This window comes from Pediococcus claussenii ATCC BAA-344 (genome assembly GCF_000237995.1).
GTDB lineage: Bacteria > Bacillota > Bacilli > Lactobacillales > Lactobacillaceae > Pediococcus > Pediococcus claussenii.
Map to the genome: position 1 here is coordinate 676,429 of NC_016605.1, position 19,520 is coordinate 695,948.

Annotated in this window: 23 protein-coding genes; 22 read left to right on the forward strand and 1 reads right to left on the reverse strand. The window is 37.7% G+C overall.

Annotated features, from left to right (window positions below; translation table 11 throughout):
- Positions 1–9 precede the first annotated feature (9 nt).
- The 20 genes from atpB (at position 10) to PECL_RS03245 (ending at position 15,652) form a co-directional block, all read left to right on the forward strand.
- Positions 10–729, forward strand: a complete 720-nt coding sequence (gene atpB, locus PECL_RS03155; protein WP_014215150.1) for a F0F1 ATP synthase subunit A — start codon at positions 10–12, stop codon at positions 727–729.
- 29 nt (positions 730–758) lie between these two features.
- Positions 759–971 (forward strand): F0F1 ATP synthase subunit C, encoded by a 213-nt coding sequence (atpE, locus tag PECL_RS03160; protein ID WP_014215151.1) that lies wholly within the window; start codon positions 759–761, stop codon positions 969–971.
- Between the two features lie 41 nt (positions 972–1,012).
- Positions 1,013–1,531: a F0F1 ATP synthase subunit B gene (gene atpF / locus PECL_RS03165; RefSeq protein WP_014215152.1), complete on the forward strand. Its 519-nt coding sequence runs from the start codon at positions 1,013–1,015 to the stop codon at positions 1,529–1,531.
- Positions 1,518–2,060, forward strand: coding sequence for an ATP synthase F1 subunit delta (gene atpH / locus PECL_RS03170; protein WP_014215153.1), 543 nt, complete (start codon positions 1,518–1,520; stop codon positions 2,058–2,060). Before atpF ends, atpH begins: the two co-directional genes overlap by 14 nt.
- A gap of 29 nt (positions 2,061–2,089) precedes the next feature.
- On the forward strand, positions 2,090–3,613 hold the full coding sequence (gene atpA / locus PECL_RS03175) for a F0F1 ATP synthase subunit alpha (RefSeq protein WP_014215154.1): 1,524 nt from the start codon (positions 2,090–2,092) through the stop codon (positions 3,611–3,613).
- Between the two features lie 39 nt (positions 3,614–3,652).
- On the forward strand, positions 3,653–4,585 hold the full coding sequence (locus PECL_RS03180; RefSeq protein WP_014215155.1) for a F0F1 ATP synthase subunit gamma: 933 nt from the start codon (positions 3,653–3,655) through the stop codon (positions 4,583–4,585).
- A gap of 26 nt (positions 4,586–4,611) precedes the next feature.
- A complete protein-coding gene (atpD, locus tag PECL_RS03185) occupies positions 4,612–6,024 on the forward strand; it encodes a F0F1 ATP synthase subunit beta (RefSeq protein WP_014215156.1) in 1,413 nt (470 codons plus the stop codon).
- A gap of 13 nt (positions 6,025–6,037) precedes the next feature.
- Positions 6,038–6,457, forward strand: coding sequence for a F0F1 ATP synthase subunit epsilon (locus PECL_RS03190; RefSeq protein WP_014215157.1), 420 nt, complete (start codon positions 6,038–6,040; stop codon positions 6,455–6,457).
- Positions 6,458–6,678: 221 nt separating this feature from the next.
- On the forward strand, positions 6,679–6,903 hold the full coding sequence (locus tag PECL_RS03195; protein WP_014215158.1) for a DUF1146 family protein: 225 nt from the start codon (positions 6,679–6,681) through the stop codon (positions 6,901–6,903).
- Positions 6,904–6,912: 9 nt separating this feature from the next.
- Positions 6,913–7,170 carry a membrane protein insertion efficiency factor YidD gene (yidD, locus tag PECL_RS09835; RefSeq protein WP_014215159.1) on the forward strand — a complete coding sequence of 86 codons (258 nt, stop codon included), beginning with the start codon at positions 6,913–6,915 and terminating at the stop codon, positions 7,168–7,170.
- Between the two features lie 8 nt (positions 7,171–7,178).
- Positions 7,179–7,400: a DUF2969 domain-containing protein gene (locus PECL_RS03200; RefSeq protein WP_014215160.1), complete on the forward strand. Its 222-nt coding sequence runs from the start codon at positions 7,179–7,181 to the stop codon at positions 7,398–7,400.
- 9 nt (positions 7,401–7,409) lie between these two features.
- Positions 7,410–8,612 (forward strand): FtsW/RodA/SpoVE family cell cycle protein, encoded by a 1,203-nt coding sequence (locus tag PECL_RS03205; RefSeq protein ID WP_014215161.1) that lies wholly within the window; start codon positions 7,410–7,412, stop codon positions 8,610–8,612.
- Positions 8,613–8,961: 349 nt separating this feature from the next.
- The gene (locus PECL_RS03210; protein WP_014215162.1) at positions 8,962–9,999 is read left to right on the forward strand and encodes a methionine ABC transporter ATP-binding protein; all 1,038 of its coding nucleotides are present in this window, start codon (positions 8,962–8,964) and stop codon (positions 9,997–9,999) included.
- Complete coding sequence (locus tag PECL_RS03215) at positions 9,989–10,675, forward strand: methionine ABC transporter permease (protein WP_081478630.1); 687 nt, start codon at positions 9,989–9,991, stop codon at positions 10,673–10,675. The genes PECL_RS03210 and PECL_RS03215 overlap by 11 nt, the downstream gene beginning before the upstream one ends.
- A gap of 17 nt (positions 10,676–10,692) precedes the next feature.
- The gene (locus PECL_RS03220; RefSeq protein ID WP_014215164.1) at positions 10,693–11,505 is read left to right on the forward strand and encodes a MetQ/NlpA family ABC transporter substrate-binding protein; all 813 of its coding nucleotides are present in this window, start codon (positions 10,693–10,695) and stop codon (positions 11,503–11,505) included.
- A gap of 215 nt (positions 11,506–11,720) precedes the next feature.
- A complete protein-coding gene (locus tag PECL_RS03225) occupies positions 11,721–12,788 on the forward strand; it encodes an endonuclease/exonuclease/phosphatase family protein (protein WP_041534583.1) in 1,068 nt (355 codons plus the stop codon).
- A gap of 88 nt (positions 12,789–12,876) precedes the next feature.
- On the forward strand, positions 12,877–13,242 hold the full coding sequence (locus PECL_RS03230; RefSeq protein WP_014215166.1) for a GntR family transcriptional regulator: 366 nt from the start codon (positions 12,877–12,879) through the stop codon (positions 13,240–13,242).
- A complete protein-coding gene (locus PECL_RS03235) occupies positions 13,242–14,108 on the forward strand; it encodes an ATP-binding cassette domain-containing protein (RefSeq protein WP_014215167.1) in 867 nt (288 codons plus the stop codon). The genes PECL_RS03230 and PECL_RS03235 overlap by 1 nt, the downstream gene beginning before the upstream one ends.
- Complete coding sequence (locus tag PECL_RS03240; protein ID WP_014215168.1) at positions 14,101–14,886, forward strand: hypothetical protein; 786 nt, start codon at positions 14,101–14,103, stop codon at positions 14,884–14,886. Before PECL_RS03235 ends, PECL_RS03240 begins: the two co-directional genes overlap by 8 nt.
- Before the next feature lies 1 nt (position 14,887).
- Positions 14,888–15,652, forward strand: coding sequence for a DUF975 family protein (locus PECL_RS03245; RefSeq protein WP_014215169.1), 765 nt, complete (start codon positions 14,888–14,890; stop codon positions 15,650–15,652).
- A gap of 273 nt (positions 15,653–15,925) precedes the next feature.
- On the opposite strand, the gene PECL_RS03250 is transcribed toward PECL_RS03245, so the two are convergent.
- Positions 15,926–17,356, reverse strand: coding sequence for an APC family permease (locus tag PECL_RS03250; protein ID WP_014215170.1), 1,431 nt, complete (start codon positions 17,354–17,356; stop codon positions 15,926–15,928).
- 158 nt (positions 17,357–17,514) lie between these two features.
- On the opposite strand from PECL_RS03250, the gene PECL_RS03255 reads away from it, so the two are divergent.
- Together PECL_RS03255 and PECL_RS03260 are read left to right on the forward strand one after the other, a co-directional pair.
- Complete coding sequence (locus PECL_RS03255) at positions 17,515–18,486, forward strand: DUF2785 domain-containing protein (RefSeq protein WP_014215171.1); 972 nt, start codon at positions 17,515–17,517, stop codon at positions 18,484–18,486.
- Between the two features lie 13 nt (positions 18,487–18,499).
- Positions 18,500–19,471 carry a zinc-binding alcohol dehydrogenase family protein gene (locus tag PECL_RS03260; protein WP_014215172.1) on the forward strand — a complete coding sequence of 324 codons (972 nt, stop codon included), beginning with the start codon at positions 18,500–18,502 and terminating at the stop codon, positions 19,469–19,471.
- Positions 19,472–19,520: the final 49 nt, after the last annotated feature.

Genomic DNA, 19,520 nt, shown 5'->3' on the forward strand with positions numbered 1-19,520 from the left:
GTGATTTATGTGGGAGGTAATCCAGTTGCTACATTCAAATTTCTTGGGTTAACTTTTAGTTACGTCAATATTGTCTCTGGGTTACTTGCAAGTTTAGTTGTTTTTCTTTTGGTATTTTGGTTATCGCGTAATTTGCAATTAAAACCAACTGGGAAACAGAATGTATTGGAATGGATTATGGACTTTACTAATGGTATTGTGCGTGGTTCAATTTCGGGTGATGAAGCATCGAACTACGGTCTTTACGCGTTTACGCTATTTTTGTTTATCTTTGTATCTAATCAGATGGGATTGTTCATTAATATCGAAGGTCCGAGTGGTGATATTTTAAAGAGTCCAACTGCGGATCCAATTGTAACAATGACGTTAGCGTTAATGACGGTAATGATGGCTCATTTCTCTGGAGTTTCTAAACTAGGCTTCAAGGAGTATTTTAAGAGTACGTATTTATCTCCATTCAAGTTTTGGTTACCAATCAGTGTTTTTGAAGAGTTTACCAATTTCTTGACATTGGGATTACGTCTTTTTGGTAATATTTTTGCGGGTGAAATGCTTCTGAAAACAATCGGAGGATTCGCTTTTTCCCACGGAATTACCACGGTAATATTTGCTATTCCGCTTGAGTTACTTTGGCAAGGATTCTCAGTCTTTATCGGAAGTATCCAAGCATTCGTATTTGTTACCCTAACGACGGTATATATTTCTCAAAAGGTTCAGCCTGAGGAATAATCGACACATAATTATAGGAGGATTTTAACATGGGAGCTATTGCTGCTGGAATCGCCATGGCTGGTGCAGCTATTGGTGGTGGTATCGGTAACGGTATCGTTATTTCAAAGATGTTGGAAGGTATGGCACGCCAACCAGAACTATCTGGTCAATTGAGAACTAATATGTTTATTGGTGTTGGTCTTGTTGAAGCTATGCCAATCATTGCCTTCGTTGTTTCCTTGCTTGTCATGAACAAGTAGTTAATATCGAATTAAAAAGGAAAAGAAGGAGGTGTCAATAGATGTTTTCACAATTAACACTAGGCGCTAGCTTGTACGTTGGTGATATGCTATTCTACGCAATTTGTTTCTTAGTCTTGATGGCTTTAATTGCTAAGTTTGCTTGGAACCCGGTTAATGCAATGCTTAAAGAGCGTGCAGATCGTATCGCTAATGACATGGATTCTGCTGAAAATGCTCGTAAAGATGCTCAAGAACTTGCTGCGCAACGTAAACAAGAACTTGATAATTCACAAGCTGAAGCTACTAACATTATTAGTAACGCCAAAGATAGTGGAAATAAGCAACGGGGACAAATCATTTCTGATGCTCAAAAAGATGCTCAGTTGTTGAAGGAAAATGCCCAGCGTGACATTGACCAACAACGTGATGATGCATTGAAGAGTGCTAAAGATGACGTTGCATCGTTGTCTATTGAGATTGCTTCCAAGCTTATGAAGAAGGAATTGAACTCTGAAAGCCAAAAAGGTTTGATCGATTCTTATATTGAAGGGTTGGGGAAGTCAAATGAGTCTAGATAATCTCACAATTGCGAAACGTTATTCAAAGGCGTTATTTGAATTAGCGGAACAGCATGACCAACTTGACGGTCTTCAAAGTGAATTAAACGAACTTCGTAAGGTTTTTCAGACGGTTCCTAATCTTGGAAGTATGTTGTCTGACGCGCTATTGTCATATGATAAAAAGCGATCAATTGTAGAGCAACTTGAAAAAGATGCTTCACCATTGGTAAAGAATTTTATTCAAATGACGTTTGACTATGGTCGCGTTAACAACATTGTTGGAATTATCAATGAATTTGATAATTTGGTTGACGAGAAACATCAAATTGTTAGGGCCAATTTAACAACTGCTGTTGAGATTACAGATGATCAAAAGCAACAGATTGCCGATGGCTTTGCAAAAAAAATTGGTGTCAAAAAAGTGGTTGTGGATAGTAAAGTTGATGATTCAATCATCGGTGGCGCTGTTCTAGAATCACATGGCCTGATTTATGATGGAAGTATTAGTACGCAAATTAATCAAATCAAACAACAGCTACTTAGTTAGCTTGTGATTTGTAAAGAGGTGAAACTTTTATGAGCATTAAGGCTGAGGAAATCAGTGCTCTAATCAAAGAACAATTAGACAACTACCAAGCAGAGCTTAATGTTGAAGAAACCGGTACCGTTACATATGTTGGTGATGGTATTGCTCGTGCTCATGGCTTAGATAATGCTCTTTCTGGTGAACTTCTCCAATTCTCAAACGGCGTTTACGGTATGGTTCAAAACCTTGAATCCAATGACGTCGGTATTGTTATCATGGGTGGCTATGATGGTATTCATGAAGGTGATACAGTTAAGAGAACTGGTCGTATTATGGAAGTTCCAGTGGGAGAAGCCTTGATCGGTCGAGTTGTGAATCCCTTGGGTGAACCACTCGATGGAAAAGGAGTAATTCAAACCGACAAGACACGTCCAATTGAACACAAGGCTCCAGGTGTTATGGAACGTAAATCAGTTGACCAACCACTTCAAACAGGTATTAAAGCTATTGATGCTTTGGTTCCAATCGGTCGTGGACAACGTGAATTGATTATCGGAGACCGTAAAACTGGTAAGACTTCAATCGCAATTGATACAATCTTGAACCAAAAGGATCAAGATATGATTTGTATTTATGTTGCGATTGGGCAAAAAGAATCAACAGTACGTACACAAGTAGAAACATTGCGTCGTTTTGGTGCAATGGATTATACAATTGTTGTTAGTGCTGGACCTTCAGAACCAGCTCCAATGTTATATTTAGCACCCTATGCTGGAGCTGCAATGGGTGAGGAATTCATGTATAACGGCAAACATGTTTTGATTATCTATGATGATCTTTCAAAACAAGCCGATGCTTATCGTGAGCTTTCTTTGATTCTTCGTCGTCCGCCTGGGCGTGAAGCTTATCCTGGTGACATTTTCTATACTCACTCACGTTTATTGGAACGTGCAGCTAAGTTAAGTGATGCACTGGGTGGGGGTTCAATGACTGCTTTGCCATTCGTTGAAACCCGTGCGGGAGACATTTCCGCCTATATTCCAACTAATGTTATTTCTATTACTGATGGACAGGTCTTTCTTGATGGAGATTACTTTAATTCTGGTGTTCGTCCTGCTATTGATGCTGGTACTTCTGTATCCCGTGTTGGTGGTGATGCCCAGATTAAAGCTATGAAGAAGGTTGCTGGTACATTACGTTTGGATTTAGCTTCATATCGTGAATTGGAATCATTTGCTCAATTTGGTTCTGATTTGGATGCGGCTACCCAAGCTAAGTTAGCTCGTGGTCGTCGCACAGTTGAAGTTTTGAAACAACCATTACACAAACCATTACTTGTTGAAAACCAAGTTTTGATCTTGTATGCATTAACACATGGATTCTTAGATAAGGTTCCAGTTGATGACATTCAACGCTTCCAAGATGAATTATTTGAATATATTGCAAGTAATCATAAGGATTTAACAGATCAAATTCATGAGACTAAGGCATTACCTGATACAGATAAGCTGGATAGTGCAATCAGTGATTTTGCTGAACATTTCCAGCCAACTGCTGGTGCAACTGCTGAATAGTTGAAAAGTTTTAATAACAGGGAAAAGTGGTGAGAATGAATGGCGATTTCTGAACAAGATGTTAAAAGACGAATTGATTCGACGCGGAAGACAAACCAAATTACTACTGCGATGCAAATGGTTTCTACGGCTAAGTTGAATCAAATTCAGAAACATACTGTTGGATACCAAGTGTATGCACAAAAAGTTGAAAGCATTGTTGCTCACCTTGCAAAGTCACATTTGATGAATATCAGTGGGGGATCTGCAAGCCATTCTAATTCTGACCAGATTTCTGCGGCTGATCTTTTACGACAACGTCCGGTTAAAAAGAGTGCTTACCTAGTAATCACTTCGGATCGTGGGCTTGTTGGTTCTTATAACAGTAATGTTATCAAGCAAACTAATGATTTCATGAAGCAACAGGGACATAGTGAAAAAGATTCTGTTGTTTTGGCAGTTGGAGGAACTGGAGCTGATTTTTACAAAAATCGCGGAGTTGAAGTTGCATATGAATATCGTGGAGTTAGCGATGTTCCAACTTTTAATGAGGTTCGAGAAATTGTGAAAACAGTTACTAGAATGTATTCGGAAGAAAAATTTGACGAATTGTTTGTTTGTTACAATCATTTCGTTAACCGTCTTTCTAATCATTTTCGTTCAACTAAGATGCTTCCAATTGGTGATGACGTATTGGGTACCAATTCTGATAATACAGCTGAAGTTCAGTTGAGTGCGGAATATGATACCGAACCATCACCGGAAGTATTGCTTGGTGATATTCTTCCTCAGTATGCTGAGAGTCTGGTTTATGGTGCAATTTTGGATGCTAAGACGGCTGAACATGCTTCAAGTTCGTCTGCAATGAAGTCTGCATCAGATAACGCAAGTGATTTAATTGCTTCGTTAGAATTACAATATAATCGTGCAAGACAAAGTGCTATTACAACCGAGATCACCGAAATTACTGGTGGTATGGCTGCACTTGACTAATTATTTTATGAGAGGAATTTAACGATATGAGTACTGGTAAAGTTGTTCAAGTTATTGGACCAGTTATCGACGTTGAGTTTCCCCTAGACGGACAATTACCTGCTATCAACAATGCTTTACGTATTAAAAAGTCTGATGGTTCATTCCTTGTGACCGAAGTTACTATTGAACTTGGTGATGGGGTCGTTAGAACGATCGCGATGGATGGTACTGAAGGGTTGCAGCGTGGCCTCGAAGTTGAAGATACAGGAACTTCAATTGAAGTTCCTGTTGGTGATAAAACTTTGGGACGTGTATTCAATGTTTTAGGAGAAACAATTGACGGTGGCGATGAGCTTGGTTCTGATATCAAGCGTGATCCAATTCACCGTGAGCCTCCGCTTTATGATGAATTGAATCCAAGTACTGAAATTCTTGAAACGGGTATCAAGGTTATTGATTTACTTGCCCCTTACATTCGTGGTGGTAAGATTGGTCTCTTTGGTGGCGCCGGTGTTGGTAAAACCGTTTTAATTCAAGAATTGATTCACAATATTGCGCAAGAACATAATGGTATCTCAGTCTTTACCGGTGTTGGTGAACGTACCCGTGAAGGTAATGACTTATACTTTGAAATGAAGGGATCCGGAGTTCTTGAGCGTACGGCCATGGTCTATGGTCAGATGAACGAGCCGCCTGGGGCTCGTATGCGAGTTGCCCTTACAGGACTGACAATTGCTGAATATTTCCGTGATGTTCAGGGACAAGATGTGCTCTTGTTCATTGATAACATTTTCCGCTTTACACAAGCTGGATCAGAAGTTTCTGCTTTGCTTGGTCGTATTCCTTCAGCCGTTGGTTATCAACCAACTTTGGCTACTGAAATGGGACAACTTCAAGAACGTATTACATCTACGAAGAAGGGTTCAGTTACATCTATTCAAGCTGTTTATGTTCCTGCTGATGATTATACTGATCCTGCTCCTGCTACTACGTTTGCCCATTTGGATGCTACAACCAACTTGGAACGTAGCCTAACACAACAAGGTATCTATCCAGCTGTTGATCCGTTGGCTTCAACGTCAACTGCCTTGGATCCAGAAATTGTTGGTCAGGAACATTATGATGTTGCTACAGAGGTTCAACACGTATTACAGCGTTACCGAGAATTGCAAGATATTATCTCAATTTTAGGTATGGATGAACTTTCTGACGAGGAACAAACAATTGTTGCTCGTGCTCGTCGTATTCAGTTCTTCCTATCACAAAACTTCAACGTTGCTGCTCAATTTACTGGTCAACCAGGTTCGTATGTTCCTGTTGATAAGACGATTGAGGGCTTCAAGGGAATTTTGGATGGTAAGTACGATGATGTTCCTGAAGAGGCTTTCCGTTTGGTTGGACCAATTGAGGATGTTCTTGAAAAGGCTAAAAAACTTAATAGTGACGCAAACGCATAAGGAGGGGATCTAATTGGCTGATAGTTCAGTATTAACAGTTAGTATTGTGACTCCTGATGGACAGGTTTATGAGAATGATCAAGTTTCGATGTTAGTCGTCAAAACTAAAGATGGTCAGTTGGGGATTCTACCCAATCACGTTCCTGTAATTGCCTCACTATCAATTGATGAAGTTCGAATTAAGCATAGTGACATTGAGGATGCGGTAGCAGTTAATGGTGGGTTTGTTGAGTTCTCAGGTAACGTTGCAACTATTGTAGCAGATACTGCAGAAAACGAATCTGACATTGATGTTGCTCGTGCTGAAAGCGCACGTAAACGTGCTGAAGAGACAATCCGTAAAGCACAACAAGTCCACGATAATAGTGAACTTCGTCGTGCTCAGATTTCACTTCGTCGAGCAATTAACCGAATTAATGTTTCTAAACATTAGTAGTTATTAGGAAGTTAATATGTAAGTTCTATTAATCCTGCGATAATTTATCGCAGGATTTTTGTTTTGAAGTGAAACAAAAAAATAAATCCTATTTTTACTTTAGATGCTGAGTATATGAAAAAATGAAGTAAGTTATGCCGCTTAATAAACTTTTGAATTTCTTCAAAACTTTTGTTGCTAATTTTTGGTACAATAGAGAACGTGTATAAGGAGAAATTATGTTAGGAATTCAATCGGTTTTAACTTTAATATGTTACCTGTTTTTTATTGCGGTTTCGTTTTGGGCGCTCCAAGCAATTCCATTTTATAAATTTATGGGAAAATATCCAGAACAAGCGAGGGTATTAATTGTTTTATTGTCGGTTGCGCTTGGCTACACGGCAAGTAGTTTTTTTCTGAGTTTAATTACAACAATTCGTAATTTGATTTTTCTTGTAAAGTAGGTGGCTCGAGTGAAACAGATTTTTTTGAGCTTAATAAGGGGATATCAACGATTTATTTCACCGTTATTTCCGCCTAGTTGTCGGTACTATCCAACTTGTTCAAATTATTCATTGCAGGCGATTCAACGATTTGGCATCATTAAGGGAACCCTGATGGGCAGTGCACGTATTTTGAGATGTAACCCCTTTGTTCGGGGCGGGTATGATCCAGTTCCTAATCATTTTTCTTTAAAGCGCAATTCACAAAATAGAGAAACGGAAGAGTAATTGATAAAATGTCTAGAAAACAAAAAAGCATTCAAATTGAGATCGAAGAAAATAAACTGGGAGAACGTACGATTAACCAAGTTTTAATTAATCAACGAATTGTCGGCACGGTGGAGCAAGCCGATAAGAAAACCTTTGTGGCCGTGGTTAATAAGAATGAAATGAGAGAAAAGTCTTTTGATGAAGCAGTCGAATGGATAATCTCTGAATATAACTTACACCAGAAGTAGGAGGCACTTATGCAAAATAATTCGCGAATGGGTCGCAAAGAAGATAATTCTAGAATCGACTATGGAATTATTTTTCCGGTTCTGATGTTAGCAATTATTGGCCTTGCGTCTATATATGTTGCTGCTACCCATGATACAAGTGGTGTAAGCGTTACGCGCCAAGTTGTATCTCAATTGGCTTGGTTCACAATTGGGACGATTTTGGTAATTGGGATCATGCAGTTCGATGCACAACAACTTTGGAAACTAGCTCCTTACGCGTATTGGCTAGGAATACTGTTATTAGTAGCTGTATTATTTTTATACAGTAGGTCGTATGCGGCAAGTACGGGGGCAAAGAGTTGGTTTGCTTTGGGACCATTTACTTTCCAACCTTCAGAAGTTATGAAGCCTGCGTATATTCTAATGATGGCGCGCGAGATTACTATCTATAATCATCAAACAGAAGATCATTCTATTCGTTCTGATTGGCGGTTAATTGGAAAGATGGGATTGTGGACAATCCCCTTGCCGGTTCTGTTGCTTTTGCAGCATGATTTTGGAACAATGCTTGTTTTTATTGCAATTTTCCTTGGATTAGTTGTTGTTTCGGGAGTTAGTTGGCGGATACTGGTACCGTCTTTTATTGGTTTAGTAATTTTTGCTAGCTCAACTTTATTGTTGGTTGTTACTTCGGAAGGTCGAACTTTGTTGGAAAAAGTTGGCTTTGAGAACTATCAATTTGCACGTGTTGATAATTGGTTGCATCCATCTGCGGATACGTCTAATTCTGGGTACCAGTTATGGCAAAGTATGAAAGCTATTGGCTCTGGTCAATTATTTGGCAAGGGCTTTGACGTTTCTAATATTAAAGTTCCAGTTCGGGAATCTGATATGATTTTTTCTGTGATCGGCGAAAATTTTGGGTTTGTTGGCAGTTTTGCACTTATTGCCCTGTATTTCTTACTAATCTACCAGATTATTAAAGTGACCTTTGATACAAAAAATGAGTTTTATGCTTATATTGCAACCGGTGTTATTATGATGATTCTTTTTCATGTTTTTGAAAATATTGGTATGAATATCGGACTATTACCACTTACTGGTATTCCGTTGCCATTTGTAAGTGCCGGTGGATCATCACTGATCGGAAATATGATTGGTATTGGTCTAATCATGTCGATGAAGTATCACTTTAAGTCCTATTCTAACGATACCCGTTCCGGTTTTTAAAAAATATAACAATCATAGTTGACAATCGGAAGGACGCAGGATATACTTTCATTATTAATTCATTAAAGAAAGATGAGTACGTTCTGGGTGACACGCAGAGAGCTTCTGGTTGGTGAGAAGAAGTTGCAGTCGGAGTTGAAGATGGTCTTTTGATTTAAAAAGTATCGGTGAGCTTGTGGTTAGCCGATAGTGGGGGCGCCCATTATAGCGCACGGGTTGTTTGACTCGTTGAGGTTAGTATATCGTGAGATACTAACAAACTAAGGTGGTAACACGAAGTGGCTTTCGTCCTTTAACCGATTTTTTCGGTTGGGCGAAAGCTTTTTATTTTGGCAAAGGAGGATCAGTGATGATTGAGTTTAAAGATGTGTCGAAGACTTTTGAAACAAAGGAAGGCACAGTTCATGCAATCAAGGATGTTAATTTAAAGATAAACGATGGACAAATTTTTGGAATTATTGGATATTCTGGTGCTGGTAAGACAACACTGATTCGGATGTTGAATGGGTTAGAGGTTCCTACAACTGGAGAAGTAGATGTGAATGGCTCCTCGGTTGGGAAATTAAACAGTGCTGAATTGCGTAAGAAACGTCATAAGATTGGAATGATTTTCCAACATTTTAATCTTCTGTGGTCACGGACCGTACTTGAGAACATTATGTTTCCATTAGAAATTGCTGGCTTGGGTAAGGTTGATAGGGAAAAGAAGGCTCATGAATTAATTGAATTGGTTGGGTTAGCAGGCAAGGAAAAGATGTATCCTGCTTCACTATCAGGAGGTCAAAAGCAGCGTGTTGGTGTGGCTAGGGCTTTGGCAAATGATCCAGAAATTTTATTATCGGATGAAGCAACGAGTGCCTTGGATCCAGAGACTACTGATGAGGTTTTGGATTTATTGGTTGATATTCAAAAAAGATTAAATATTACAATCGTTCTAATCACTCATGAAATGCACGTTATTCGAAAAATATGTGATTATGTTGCTGTTTTAGATGGTGGTGAGATTATTGAAGAGGGTGAGGTTCTCGATGTTTTTAAGAACCCGAAACAAGCTCTTACGCGTCGTTTTGTTAACGCAGAATCGTCACCGTCGCCCGTTGAAACTGGAGTAGTGGTTGCTGAGTTAATTAAGAAATACCCTCAAGGTAAGATCGTCCGATTAACCTTTCATGGTGATCAAGCAAAACTACCAATTGTTTCTGAAATGGTGCACGAATTTCCTGACATTGGGTTGAATATTATTGCTGGAGATATCAAACAGACACAGGAAGGTTCGATTGGCTCGTTAATCTTACAATTGACAGGGGCAGAGGAACAAGTTGTTGGTGCAATTGATTTTCTTAGCAGAATGCGTGTTGGAACGGAGGTACTGAATGATGGGTTCTAGTATGTCATATTTTGATTTTAGTCAGGTCGACTGGGGAGCAATGTGGGGAGCTACCTGGGAAACTGTTTGGGTAACATTAGTATCTGTTTTGTTTTCAGCTATTTTTGGGTATTTAATTGGTCTGGTTTTATTTGAAACCAAGGACAGTAGTAACCCTACATTTAAAGCAATTAATTGGGTGGTTGGACTTCTTGTTAACATTTTTAGATCATTGCCATACATTATCCTATTAGTGTTGCTGATACCATTTACTAATTTTGTATTTAGAACTATAACCGGTCCAATTGCGGCTTTGCCTTCTTTGATTTTTTCGGCTTCGCCTTTTTTTGCAAGGATTGTGGAAATGTCATTTCGAGAAATTGATCAAGGAGTTCTTGAAGCGGCAGAGTCAATGGGTGCCAGCCGATGGATAATCATTTTTAAGGTTTTATTACCAGAGAGTCTCCCAGCCCTAGTTTCTGGATTAACGGTTACAGCAATTTCATTGGTGGGATACACTGCAATGGCTGGTGCAATTGGTGCCGGTGGATTAGGTGCTCTTGCTTATAATAGTGGTTTTCAACAGTATAACGGTACGGTTTTACTGGTTGCGTCCGTATTAATTGTATTATTTGTGTTCATCATCCAGTGGACGGGTGATTTGATTGTTAAAAAAATTGATAAACGAGTAGTTTAGAAAAGGAGAGTATTTTTATGAAGAAAAATCGAATAATTTCACTAGTTACGGTGGCAGCTGCAGCGCTAGTTTTAGCTGCTTGTGGCAAATCAAGTAGTAGTAATACAATTACAGTTGGTGCTTCACCAACACCGCATGCTGAAATTTTGAAGCATGTTCAACCTGAATTAAAAAAAGAAGGGGTTAACCTGAAGATTAAAATTTTTCAAGATTACGTTTTACCAAACAAGGCACTTGCAAGTAAAGATATTGATGCTAATTATTTCCAACATGTGCCGTTTTTAGATCAATGGAACCAGAAGAACAAGGGAGATTTGATTAACGCTGGTAAGATTCATCTTGAACCAATTGCTGTCTATTCAAAGAAATACAAATCTTTGAAGGATCTTCCTAAGGGTGCAAGTGTCCTTGTAAGTAGTAATGTTCCTGATTATGGTCGTGTGCTACAAATTTTTAAGGATGCTGGCTTAATTACTTTGAAGAAGGGTACAGATATTACTAATGCTAATTTTAGTGATATTGCAACCAATAAAAAAGATATTAAGTTTAAGACAGGCTATGAGCCAAAATTAATGCCTCAATTCTACAATAATAAGCAAGGCGACGCAGAAGTTATTAATTCAAATTATGCAGTACAGGCTGGATTAAATCCAACAAAAGATTCAATTGCAATTGAAAAATCAAGCTCGCCATATGCTAATATTATTGCAATCCGTCCGGATGAAAAGAATAATAAGGATATTAAAAAGTTAGTAAAGGCATTGCAATCTAAGTCAACTCAAGACTGGATTAAGAAACATTACAAAGGTACAGTTTTACCAGCTAAATAATAGTTGAAATATTATACGTTGTTATTTTACACAAACAGGCTCTAAATGATGAGTTAATCATCGTTTGGAGCCTGTTTTTCCTTTGATCGGGGATTTCTATCTTACTTTTTAAGAAAAAATAGAATTTTAATTTGTTTTCAAACTTGTTTTTTATTTATTAGAACTATTTTTGAAGGCGTTAAATGTTATATTTGTTAGGAGGGTAGGTGAAGTGTTTGAAAAAAATTTTAAAAATAATTGGTGGCACATTTGGTTTATTTGTAATATTGTTTGCGGGATACATTGTATATCTGTATGCAAGTTATCATCGAGTACCAGATAATCAAAACTTAAAGGTTGAGAATAGACAAAGTATGGAAATGAAACCCAATGAACAATACAAGGCTATGACTTATAATATTGGTTATGGTTCCTATCCTCCTAGTTACAGCTTTTTTATGGACGGAGGAAAGCAATCGATAGCGGACAGTGTTTCAAGTGTTCATGACAGTATTAATGGGGTAGTGAATACAACAAAGGCTATACGGCCTGATTTGGCGTTCTATCAAGAAGTTGATGTAAAAGGCAATCGATCACGTTTCGTAAATGAGCAAAAAATGATTGCCAATGGTTTAGATGGTTATAGTAGCGTTTTCGGGCAAAATTATGATTCTGCTTATCTTTTTTATCCATTCAATCAACCAATGGGAAAAGCAAAATCAGGATTGCAAACTGAAAGTAAAATGGATACTGAATCAGTAAAACGCTATTCATTACCAATTGATACTAATTTTAATAAGTTTATGGATTTAGACCGAGCTTTTACAGTTTCAAAAATTCCAGTTAGGAATGGGAAACAGTTTATTGCGATTAATGTTCATTTATCTGCATACACTAAAAGTGTTAAAGTCCAAAATGAACAGCTACATAAGTTATTTTCATTAATGGAGCAGGAATACAAAAAAGGTAACTATGTAATGGTCGGCGGCGACTATAATCACGACGTTTTGGGAGATAGCCCTGTAGTATTTGGTACAAGTAAAAAGGAATTAACGTGGACAAAACCCTTTCCTAAGGGAAAGATTCCTAATGGCTTTATGATGCCAACTAAAGAAGTTAGAAAAAATAAAATTCCTTCGGCTCGAAGTCTCGACGAAAGTTATCATCCGGGGAAAACATTTGTTACGATGATCGACGGTTTTATAGTTTCAAAAAATATTGAAACTAAAAATGAACATATCCAAAATACAAAATTTAAATATTCTGACCACAACCCGGTTGTTATGGATTTTCAGTTGAAATAGTTGGAGATAATAATTGACTTTAGAAAGGATTGCCTATATAGTTAGTTACATGAGTAATTAAGTTTATTGAACAAGTAAGGTGAAGTCAATGCAGTTTAACTTTAACAGTGCGGAGCCCATTTATTTGCAGGTTTCTCAGCAGATTGAAGACGCAATTTTTACTGGCGGATTTAAGGAAGGGGAGCAGATTCCATCAACAACAGAAGTTTCCAATCAATTTCATATTAATCCTGCCACAGTTTTAAAGGGAATGAATCAATTGGTGACGCGAGGATTGATTGAAAAACATCGTGGGGTGGGGATGTTTGTTGTTGTAGGTGCACATGATCAGATTAAAGAGGAGCGTAAGCAAGACTTTAATCGTAAATATGTGGCTCGCTTGGTAACCGAGGCAAGACGTTTAAACATCAGCAAGAAAGAATTAATTAAGTTAATTGAACAGAGGTATCAGTAATGAAGGGAATTGAAGTTAAGCAAGTAGTCAAACAGTTTAATAAAGAGACTATTCTTGATGGAATTGGTTTTACGCTTGAACCGAATAAAATATACGGGCTTTTAGGGCGTAATGGTGCTGGTAAAAGTACCCTTTTGAATATCCTTGTGGATCGAATTCAGGCTGATTCGGGTGTTATTAGGATTGACGGTGAAGTCTTAAGAGATAATGACCAGGTTTTAAGTAAAATGTTTTTAATGAGTGAGGTTAATTTGTATCCTCAAGGTGAAAAGGTTAAGCAGATTTTTAAGTGGACCGAGCGATTATACGGTAATTTTAATATGCAACAGGCCAGATATTTAGCACATCAGTTTGATCTGGATTTAGAAGCAGTTTTTTCGAAGTTATCAACTGGATATCGAACAATTATGAAACTGATAATTGCGTTATCAGTGCCTGTTGAATACGTTTTTTTGGATGAACCGGTTTTAGGATTAGATGCTAATCATCGCGATATTTTTTATAAAGAGTTAATTGCCAGTTACAATCAAAGCCCAAGAACATTTGTTATTTCTACCCATCTTATTGAAGAAGCAGCTAATTTAATTGAGCATGTTATGGTTCTTGAAGAGGGCAGATTGATTATTGATGATGATACAGAGAAAGTTTTGGCGAATGCATATATGATTAGCGGACCAGAACAAGAAGTTGATGAGTATTCAGAAGGGTTGAACATAATTGGTAGTGATCATTTAGCAAGAATTAAAGCTAACTATGTGTATGGTGAGTTACATGAACGTCCAATTCCCGACCTGATTAATATTGATAAGATGGACTTACAAACGTTATTTATTAACCTAACGAAGGCGGGTGAACGGAATGAATAAACTTTCGAGGGTTGTCCAATATGATCTAGGACATTATTTAAAAACGATCTTAATCATTTACGCCTGGTTAGTTGGGTTGACTGTTTTGCTACCTCTTTCGATTTCTTGGATAGGTGGAGGAACCAATTTATTAAAAATGGTTGCAAGCTTATTGTCTAATACCTTATTGGCGGTTATTGCCATTAATATCGTAATTTTATTTGTTTTGGGAGTCCAGACTTACGATCGTTTTGCATTTATGATTCAAAACGGTATTTCTAGAAAAACTAGTTGGTATGCAAAGTGGCTTTCACTGTTTGTAACAGCTTTTATTGTAAATCTTTACAATTTTGGAATGAGCATTGGTACTTATGCATCAAATAGTTCATATAAGGCAGTGGGGTACTTAGAAATATACGGCCTTTTTTTTGCAAATCGAATTGTTAGCTTTACTGTTATGTTTTTATTTACTCTAGTTGCGATGATGATGATTTATTCGATTGGAATGATGCTTGGGGGAATTATGGCGCCTTTTGAGCGAAAGAACCGACGTTATATCTTAGTTGGTGCTCCGATTGTAGCGATTTTGCTAGTATCATTGATTGTTCGTTTAATAAATCACAATGTGATTAAAATGGAACAAATTGTTTCCTTCTTCAAAATAATTATAGGTTATTCTTCTGAATTAGGATATTGTAATCCAATGGTTCCACTATCAGTTATGTTGTTAATAATGGTGCTTTGCTCGTTATTGTCCTATGTACTTTACCGTAAGTTGAAGATTAAACGAGGTGAATAAAATGAATGATTTATTATCGAGATCTGCATTAAAAAGAAACGTGAAGGATTTGTTTAAAGGGAATTGGATTACTGCCATCAAGGCGAATATTGTACAGATTATTATTGGCTTTTTCGGTGGAATTACGATTTCTGGAGCTATGATTGGAATATCTCTTATTGTTAGTCGGCGACATTTTATGTATACAACTAATGATAGATACTCTGGCCATTCAGGATTTGGTGGCGGTAACTCTGCGATGTCATTTGTTTTTCAAGCAGTGCTAACTTTCATTATTGTTGGAGCTCAATTTGGATTATTAGATTGGTTACATGATCATACCAAGGCTCCAGAATTTAAAACTTCATTTCAAATTTTTACAAGGAACAAGTTTATTCCCGCGCTAGCAATGTATCTATTTCAATGGATTTTTATCTTTGGCTGGACTTTATTATTTGTTATCCCTGGAATAATCAAACGTTTTTCATATTCACAGACTTATTTTTTGTATAAAGCTGCCAGTGATCGTGGGATTAGTGATCAGTTTGAATATTATGATTACGTAACTTTTAGCCGAAGGTTAATGGATGGTAACAAGGGACGCTTATTTGTTCTAAATCTCTCATTAATTGGTTGGCTTTTACTATCGATAGTGTCACTTGGGATTGGATTTATCTGGTTCGTTCCGTACCAAAATGCCATTTATAGTGAATTTTTTAGAGATTTGGCAGATAAACAGGGTTCACAAAAAGTTCCAGAAATCTTTGGTAAGGTTGAAACAGATTAGTCTTAATTCTTAAAAGGTTGACCGGTTAGTCCTTTTTAAAATGACTACGTTCAGGATTTTGATCTAATTAAAAAGCGAGGAGGGCGGTGACATAGGCATATGTGAGACGAACATTGCCTCAATAATGCGCTCCAAGCTCCTGCCAATTCCGCCAATATAAATAGCGCTGTTTCCCGAACTTGGGAAGCAGCGCTATTTTCGTTGGTACTCATTGCAGAAAAGGAGTTATGTTATAACTTCTTTTATCGTATAGATTTAATTAAATCTATATCCTTAATTTTTTTGATTCAAAGAATGATTTTTACCATAGAGAAAGTAGATCACAAGACCAATGATAAACCAAATTAGTGAGTAAACTTTGGCCTCAATATCTAGCCCCCAAAATACAGCCAAAGCGCCAAGAAAGGCAACGGCAGGTAAAACAGGGTACCAAGGCATTTTAAAGTCGGGGTCAGCGACATCTTTGCCCTCACGAGGTCGAAGTGCATAGATGCCAAGCGACACAAACATGAAAGCAATTAAGGTTCCAGCCGAAATTAGTTGTGCCAAGAACGCAAACGGCATAATAGCCCCAATAATCACGCCAATAGTTGATAAGAATAATAAAGCGTGGTTTGGAAGTCCATTAGGGTTTAATTTTCCTAGCCATTTTGGTAACATCCTGTCACGACCAAATGAGTAGAGCAGTCGCGAACCTGCTAACATCATCCCAATTAAAGCCGTAAACATACCAATAACTGCAATCGCTTGAACAATTGCGGCGATAGTTCCGTGTCCTGCCTGTCGAAGCGCCCAACCAACTGGTTCAGCATTATTAGCATAGTTAGTATATTTGAACATACCAACAAGAACTAATCCTACTAAAATGAACAGTGTTGCGGCAATTATTAAGGAACCTAAAATTCCGCGTGGCATTGTTTTCTGCGGATCCTTTGCCTCTGCTGAGTTTGCAGCAATTGAATCAAAACCGATGTATGCAAGGAAAATCATTGATACACCAGAATAAATGCCTTGCCAGCCACCGAAAGAGGTACCATCGGGGTTAACATGGAACTTTGGAATAAATGGCACATAGTTATGGATATTAATGGCAGTAGCTCCTACAACTAGAAAAACAATAATTGCCAGTACTTTTAAAACAACTAGTACATTTTCAACTCTTGCGGCATCTGATACCCCTCGTGACAAAAGTAGGGCAACGAGAACAATCACGACGACGGCAACAATATCAATAATTCCGTGGTTTGTCCCGAGTGGATTGGAAATTGCATTTGGGAATGTCACTCCTAGAGACGCTAATAGTCCACGAAAGTTTGCCGAAAGTCCTGAAGCAACAAAGGCAACAGCAATAAAATACTCGGCAAGTAGTGCCCATCCAGCGATCCAACCGAATCCTTCTCCAAATACAACATTGATCCACGAATAGGCTGATCCTGCAAAGGGCATTGCAGCGGCCATTTCAGCGTAAGCAAATGCAACTAATCCTGCTACAATTGCTGCGATAAGAAACGATAGAATTGCCGCTGGTCCGGCATGTTGAGCTGCAACGATTCCTGGTAATGTAAAAATTGAAGTTGAAACAATGGTACCTACACCCAAGGCAAGAAAATCCTTCACTGTTAGCACACGTACTAAGTGAGAATCTTTATCCTCATAAATGCTTGGATCTTCTTTCTTTGTAAATGCTTTAAAAAAATTTTCCATACAGTCACCACCTAAATAAACTTATGATTGATAATATCACTTGTTTAGCTCAAGATGAAGAAAATCTTTAAGAAAATTTTAATTATTTTCCAAAGAATTCAAACAATTAAAAAATATTTGAAAGTGTAAAAATAAAAACAAAAAGACGGAGGAAATGCATGGATACTATTGATCAAACGAGGGCTAAAATAGCTGATCTACGTGTGCAACTACAAAGCGGCAAAGTTTTTGGCTCAACTGGGGAGATTGCGAGAGGGATTATTCTTAATTCGCTCCAGCATCAGTCACCAACCGAAGTGGAATTACCTAATGATGATGAAGTTCGAGAATTAATTAAAGAATTACAGGAAGATTTGAAAAATGGGTCCCTAACGAACATTACGGATAAAGAATTAGATAAATTGATCATGCACCTTGGATCTCCTAACTCTGATATTCGCGACAAAGGGATTTTCTTTTTATTTAATGATTTGATTCAAAATCAAATTTTGAGTGATAGTCAATTGGTTTTAATGTTTGATCATTTATTAAATGATGATGTAATATTTAATCACATTACTGAAGATGAAAATGATGGAGTTTATGGTAGATCATTTTCAGTTATGATGCTTTCAACATTAATTTATGTTGATCGGGCGGGCAGAAATTTTATTGATCCCGAACGAAAAAACTTTTTGGTGGAACAGATTGCAATGTACGTTATTCTTGAAAATGATACTCGGGGCTTTAACGGTAGCCATGGTTGGGTTCATGCCTATACACATATTGGTAATGTGTTAGATGAACTAGCGGGTGACCCAGACCTGATCAGAGCAGATAAGGTGTTATTGTTAGCAATCTTGTTTGAAAAGTATCGTGTTATTCAAACACCACTTATATTTGGGGAGCCGAATCGATTAGCAACTTATTTGGCAAATCAATTTCAGGAAGACGAAATTTATCGACAGTTTGGATTAATTGAATTACGTGAGTGGCGACGTTCATTAAGCATGAATCGGATTAGGGAAAGTGAAGGAATGTGGAATGCAATGTTTAACCGACAAAGGTTACTACAATCATTAATTTTAAATCCTAACTTGCCACAGGACATAATAGATTATCTAGAAGATACTAGCGATTTTACAATGTAGGAGGGTCTAAGTAATGAAAGCGATTTGGGCGGTTAAGAATAGTGAATTTAAAGAAATTGAAACTGAAATACCACAACTTAATACGAGAGACGTTTTGGTTAAAGTGTTAGCAAGCTCCGTGAATCCTGTTGATACAAAAGTGCATGAAGGAATTATGGATCAAGGAATGATTTTGGGATATGATGCTGTAGGAACAGTTACAAAGGTTGGCTCAGATGTTAAAACTTTTAAAAAGGGAGACAAGGTGTATTACGCGGGTAGTAACGTTAGGAATGGAAGTAATGCTGAATTTCAGGCTGTCGATGCACGCTTAATTTCGAAGGCACCGCAACAATTGTCGATATCTGAAGCTGCTGCGCTCCCCTTAACTTCAATTACTGCATGGGAGTTATTGTTTGAAAGACTAAACGTAGAACCTATTGCAAATGGAAATTCAGGAACAATTTTAATTATTAACGGAGCTGGTGGTGTTGGATCAATTTTGACCCAACTCGCTAAGTGGGCAGGCCTTACTGTAATTGCTACTGCTTCTAGACCTGAAACACAAGAATGGGTTTCAAAAATGGGTGCCGACCAGGTAATCAATCATCGAGTCGATTTGCGGGAGCAGTTAGATAAGAATTCCATTGATTACGCTGTTATTCTACACTCGACTGATCAATACCTACCGATTTTAGCTGATTTAGTGGTACCTGAGGGAAAGATCGCTTCTATTGTTGAGAATACTGAGCCATTGCCAATGGGGTTATTAAAGGATAAATCAATCGGTTTTGAATGGGAGTTTATGTTTACAAAACCAAAGTATCAAGTGAACATGACTGATCAGGGACAAATTTTGAAGAATGTTGCACAACTTTTGGATGATGGAGTACTGAAAACAACAATGACTCAAGAGCTATCGGGATTAAATCCTGAGACGCTAGAAAGAGCTCATGAAATTGTTAAATCCAATAAAATGATTGGAAAATTAGTTATTAAATATTAGTGACGTGATGATAGAACATTTCAGGTGGACAGAGTCTTACCATAGAATG

Coding starts and splice junctions, on each gene's coding strand:
- atpE (WP_014215151.1), top strand. CDS start 759: ATGGGAGCTATTGCTGCTGGAATCGCCATGGCTGGTGCAGCTATTGGT.
- atpF (WP_014215152.1), top strand. CDS start 1,013: ATGTTTTCACAATTAACACTAGGCGCTAGCTTGTACGTTGGTGATATG.
- atpH (WP_014215153.1), top strand. CDS start 1,518: ATGAGTCTAGATAATCTCACAATTGCGAAACGTTATTCAAAGGCGTTA.
- atpA (WP_014215154.1), top strand. CDS start 2,090: ATGAGCATTAAGGCTGAGGAAATCAGTGCTCTAATCAAAGAACAATTA.
- PECL_RS03180 (WP_014215155.1), top strand. CDS start 3,653: ATGGCGATTTCTGAACAAGATGTTAAAAGACGAATTGATTCGACGCGG.
- atpD (WP_014215156.1), top strand. CDS start 4,612: ATGAGTACTGGTAAAGTTGTTCAAGTTATTGGACCAGTTATCGACGTT.
- PECL_RS03195 (WP_014215158.1), top strand. CDS start 6,679: ATGTTAGGAATTCAATCGGTTTTAACTTTAATATGTTACCTGTTTTTT.
- PECL_RS03200 (WP_014215160.1), top strand. CDS start 7,179: ATGTCTAGAAAACAAAAAAGCATTCAAATTGAGATCGAAGAAAATAAA.
- PECL_RS03205 (WP_014215161.1), top strand. CDS start 7,410: ATGCAAAATAATTCGCGAATGGGTCGCAAAGAAGATAATTCTAGAATC.
- PECL_RS03210 (WP_014215162.1), top strand. CDS start 8,962: ATGATTGAGTTTAAAGATGTGTCGAAGACTTTTGAAACAAAGGAAGGC.
- PECL_RS03215 (WP_081478630.1), top strand. CDS start 9,989: ATGGGTTCTAGTATGTCATATTTTGATTTTAGTCAGGTCGACTGGGGA.
- PECL_RS03220 (WP_014215164.1), top strand. CDS start 10,693: ATGAAGAAAAATCGAATAATTTCACTAGTTACGGTGGCAGCTGCAGCG.
- PECL_RS03230 (WP_014215166.1), top strand. CDS start 12,877: ATGCAGTTTAACTTTAACAGTGCGGAGCCCATTTATTTGCAGGTTTCT.
- PECL_RS03235 (WP_014215167.1), top strand. CDS start 13,242: ATGAAGGGAATTGAAGTTAAGCAAGTAGTCAAACAGTTTAATAAAGAG.
- PECL_RS03240 (WP_014215168.1), top strand. CDS start 14,101: ATGAATAAACTTTCGAGGGTTGTCCAATATGATCTAGGACATTATTTA.
- PECL_RS03245 (WP_014215169.1), top strand. CDS start 14,888: ATGAATGATTTATTATCGAGATCTGCATTAAAAAGAAACGTGAAGGAT.
- PECL_RS03250 (WP_014215170.1), bottom strand. CDS start 17,356: ATGGAAAATTTTTTTAAAGCATTTACAAAGAAAGAAGATCCAAGCATT.
- PECL_RS03255 (WP_014215171.1), top strand. CDS start 17,515: ATGGATACTATTGATCAAACGAGGGCTAAAATAGCTGATCTACGTGTG.
- PECL_RS03260 (WP_014215172.1), top strand. CDS start 18,500: ATGAAAGCGATTTGGGCGGTTAAGAATAGTGAATTTAAAGAAATTGAA.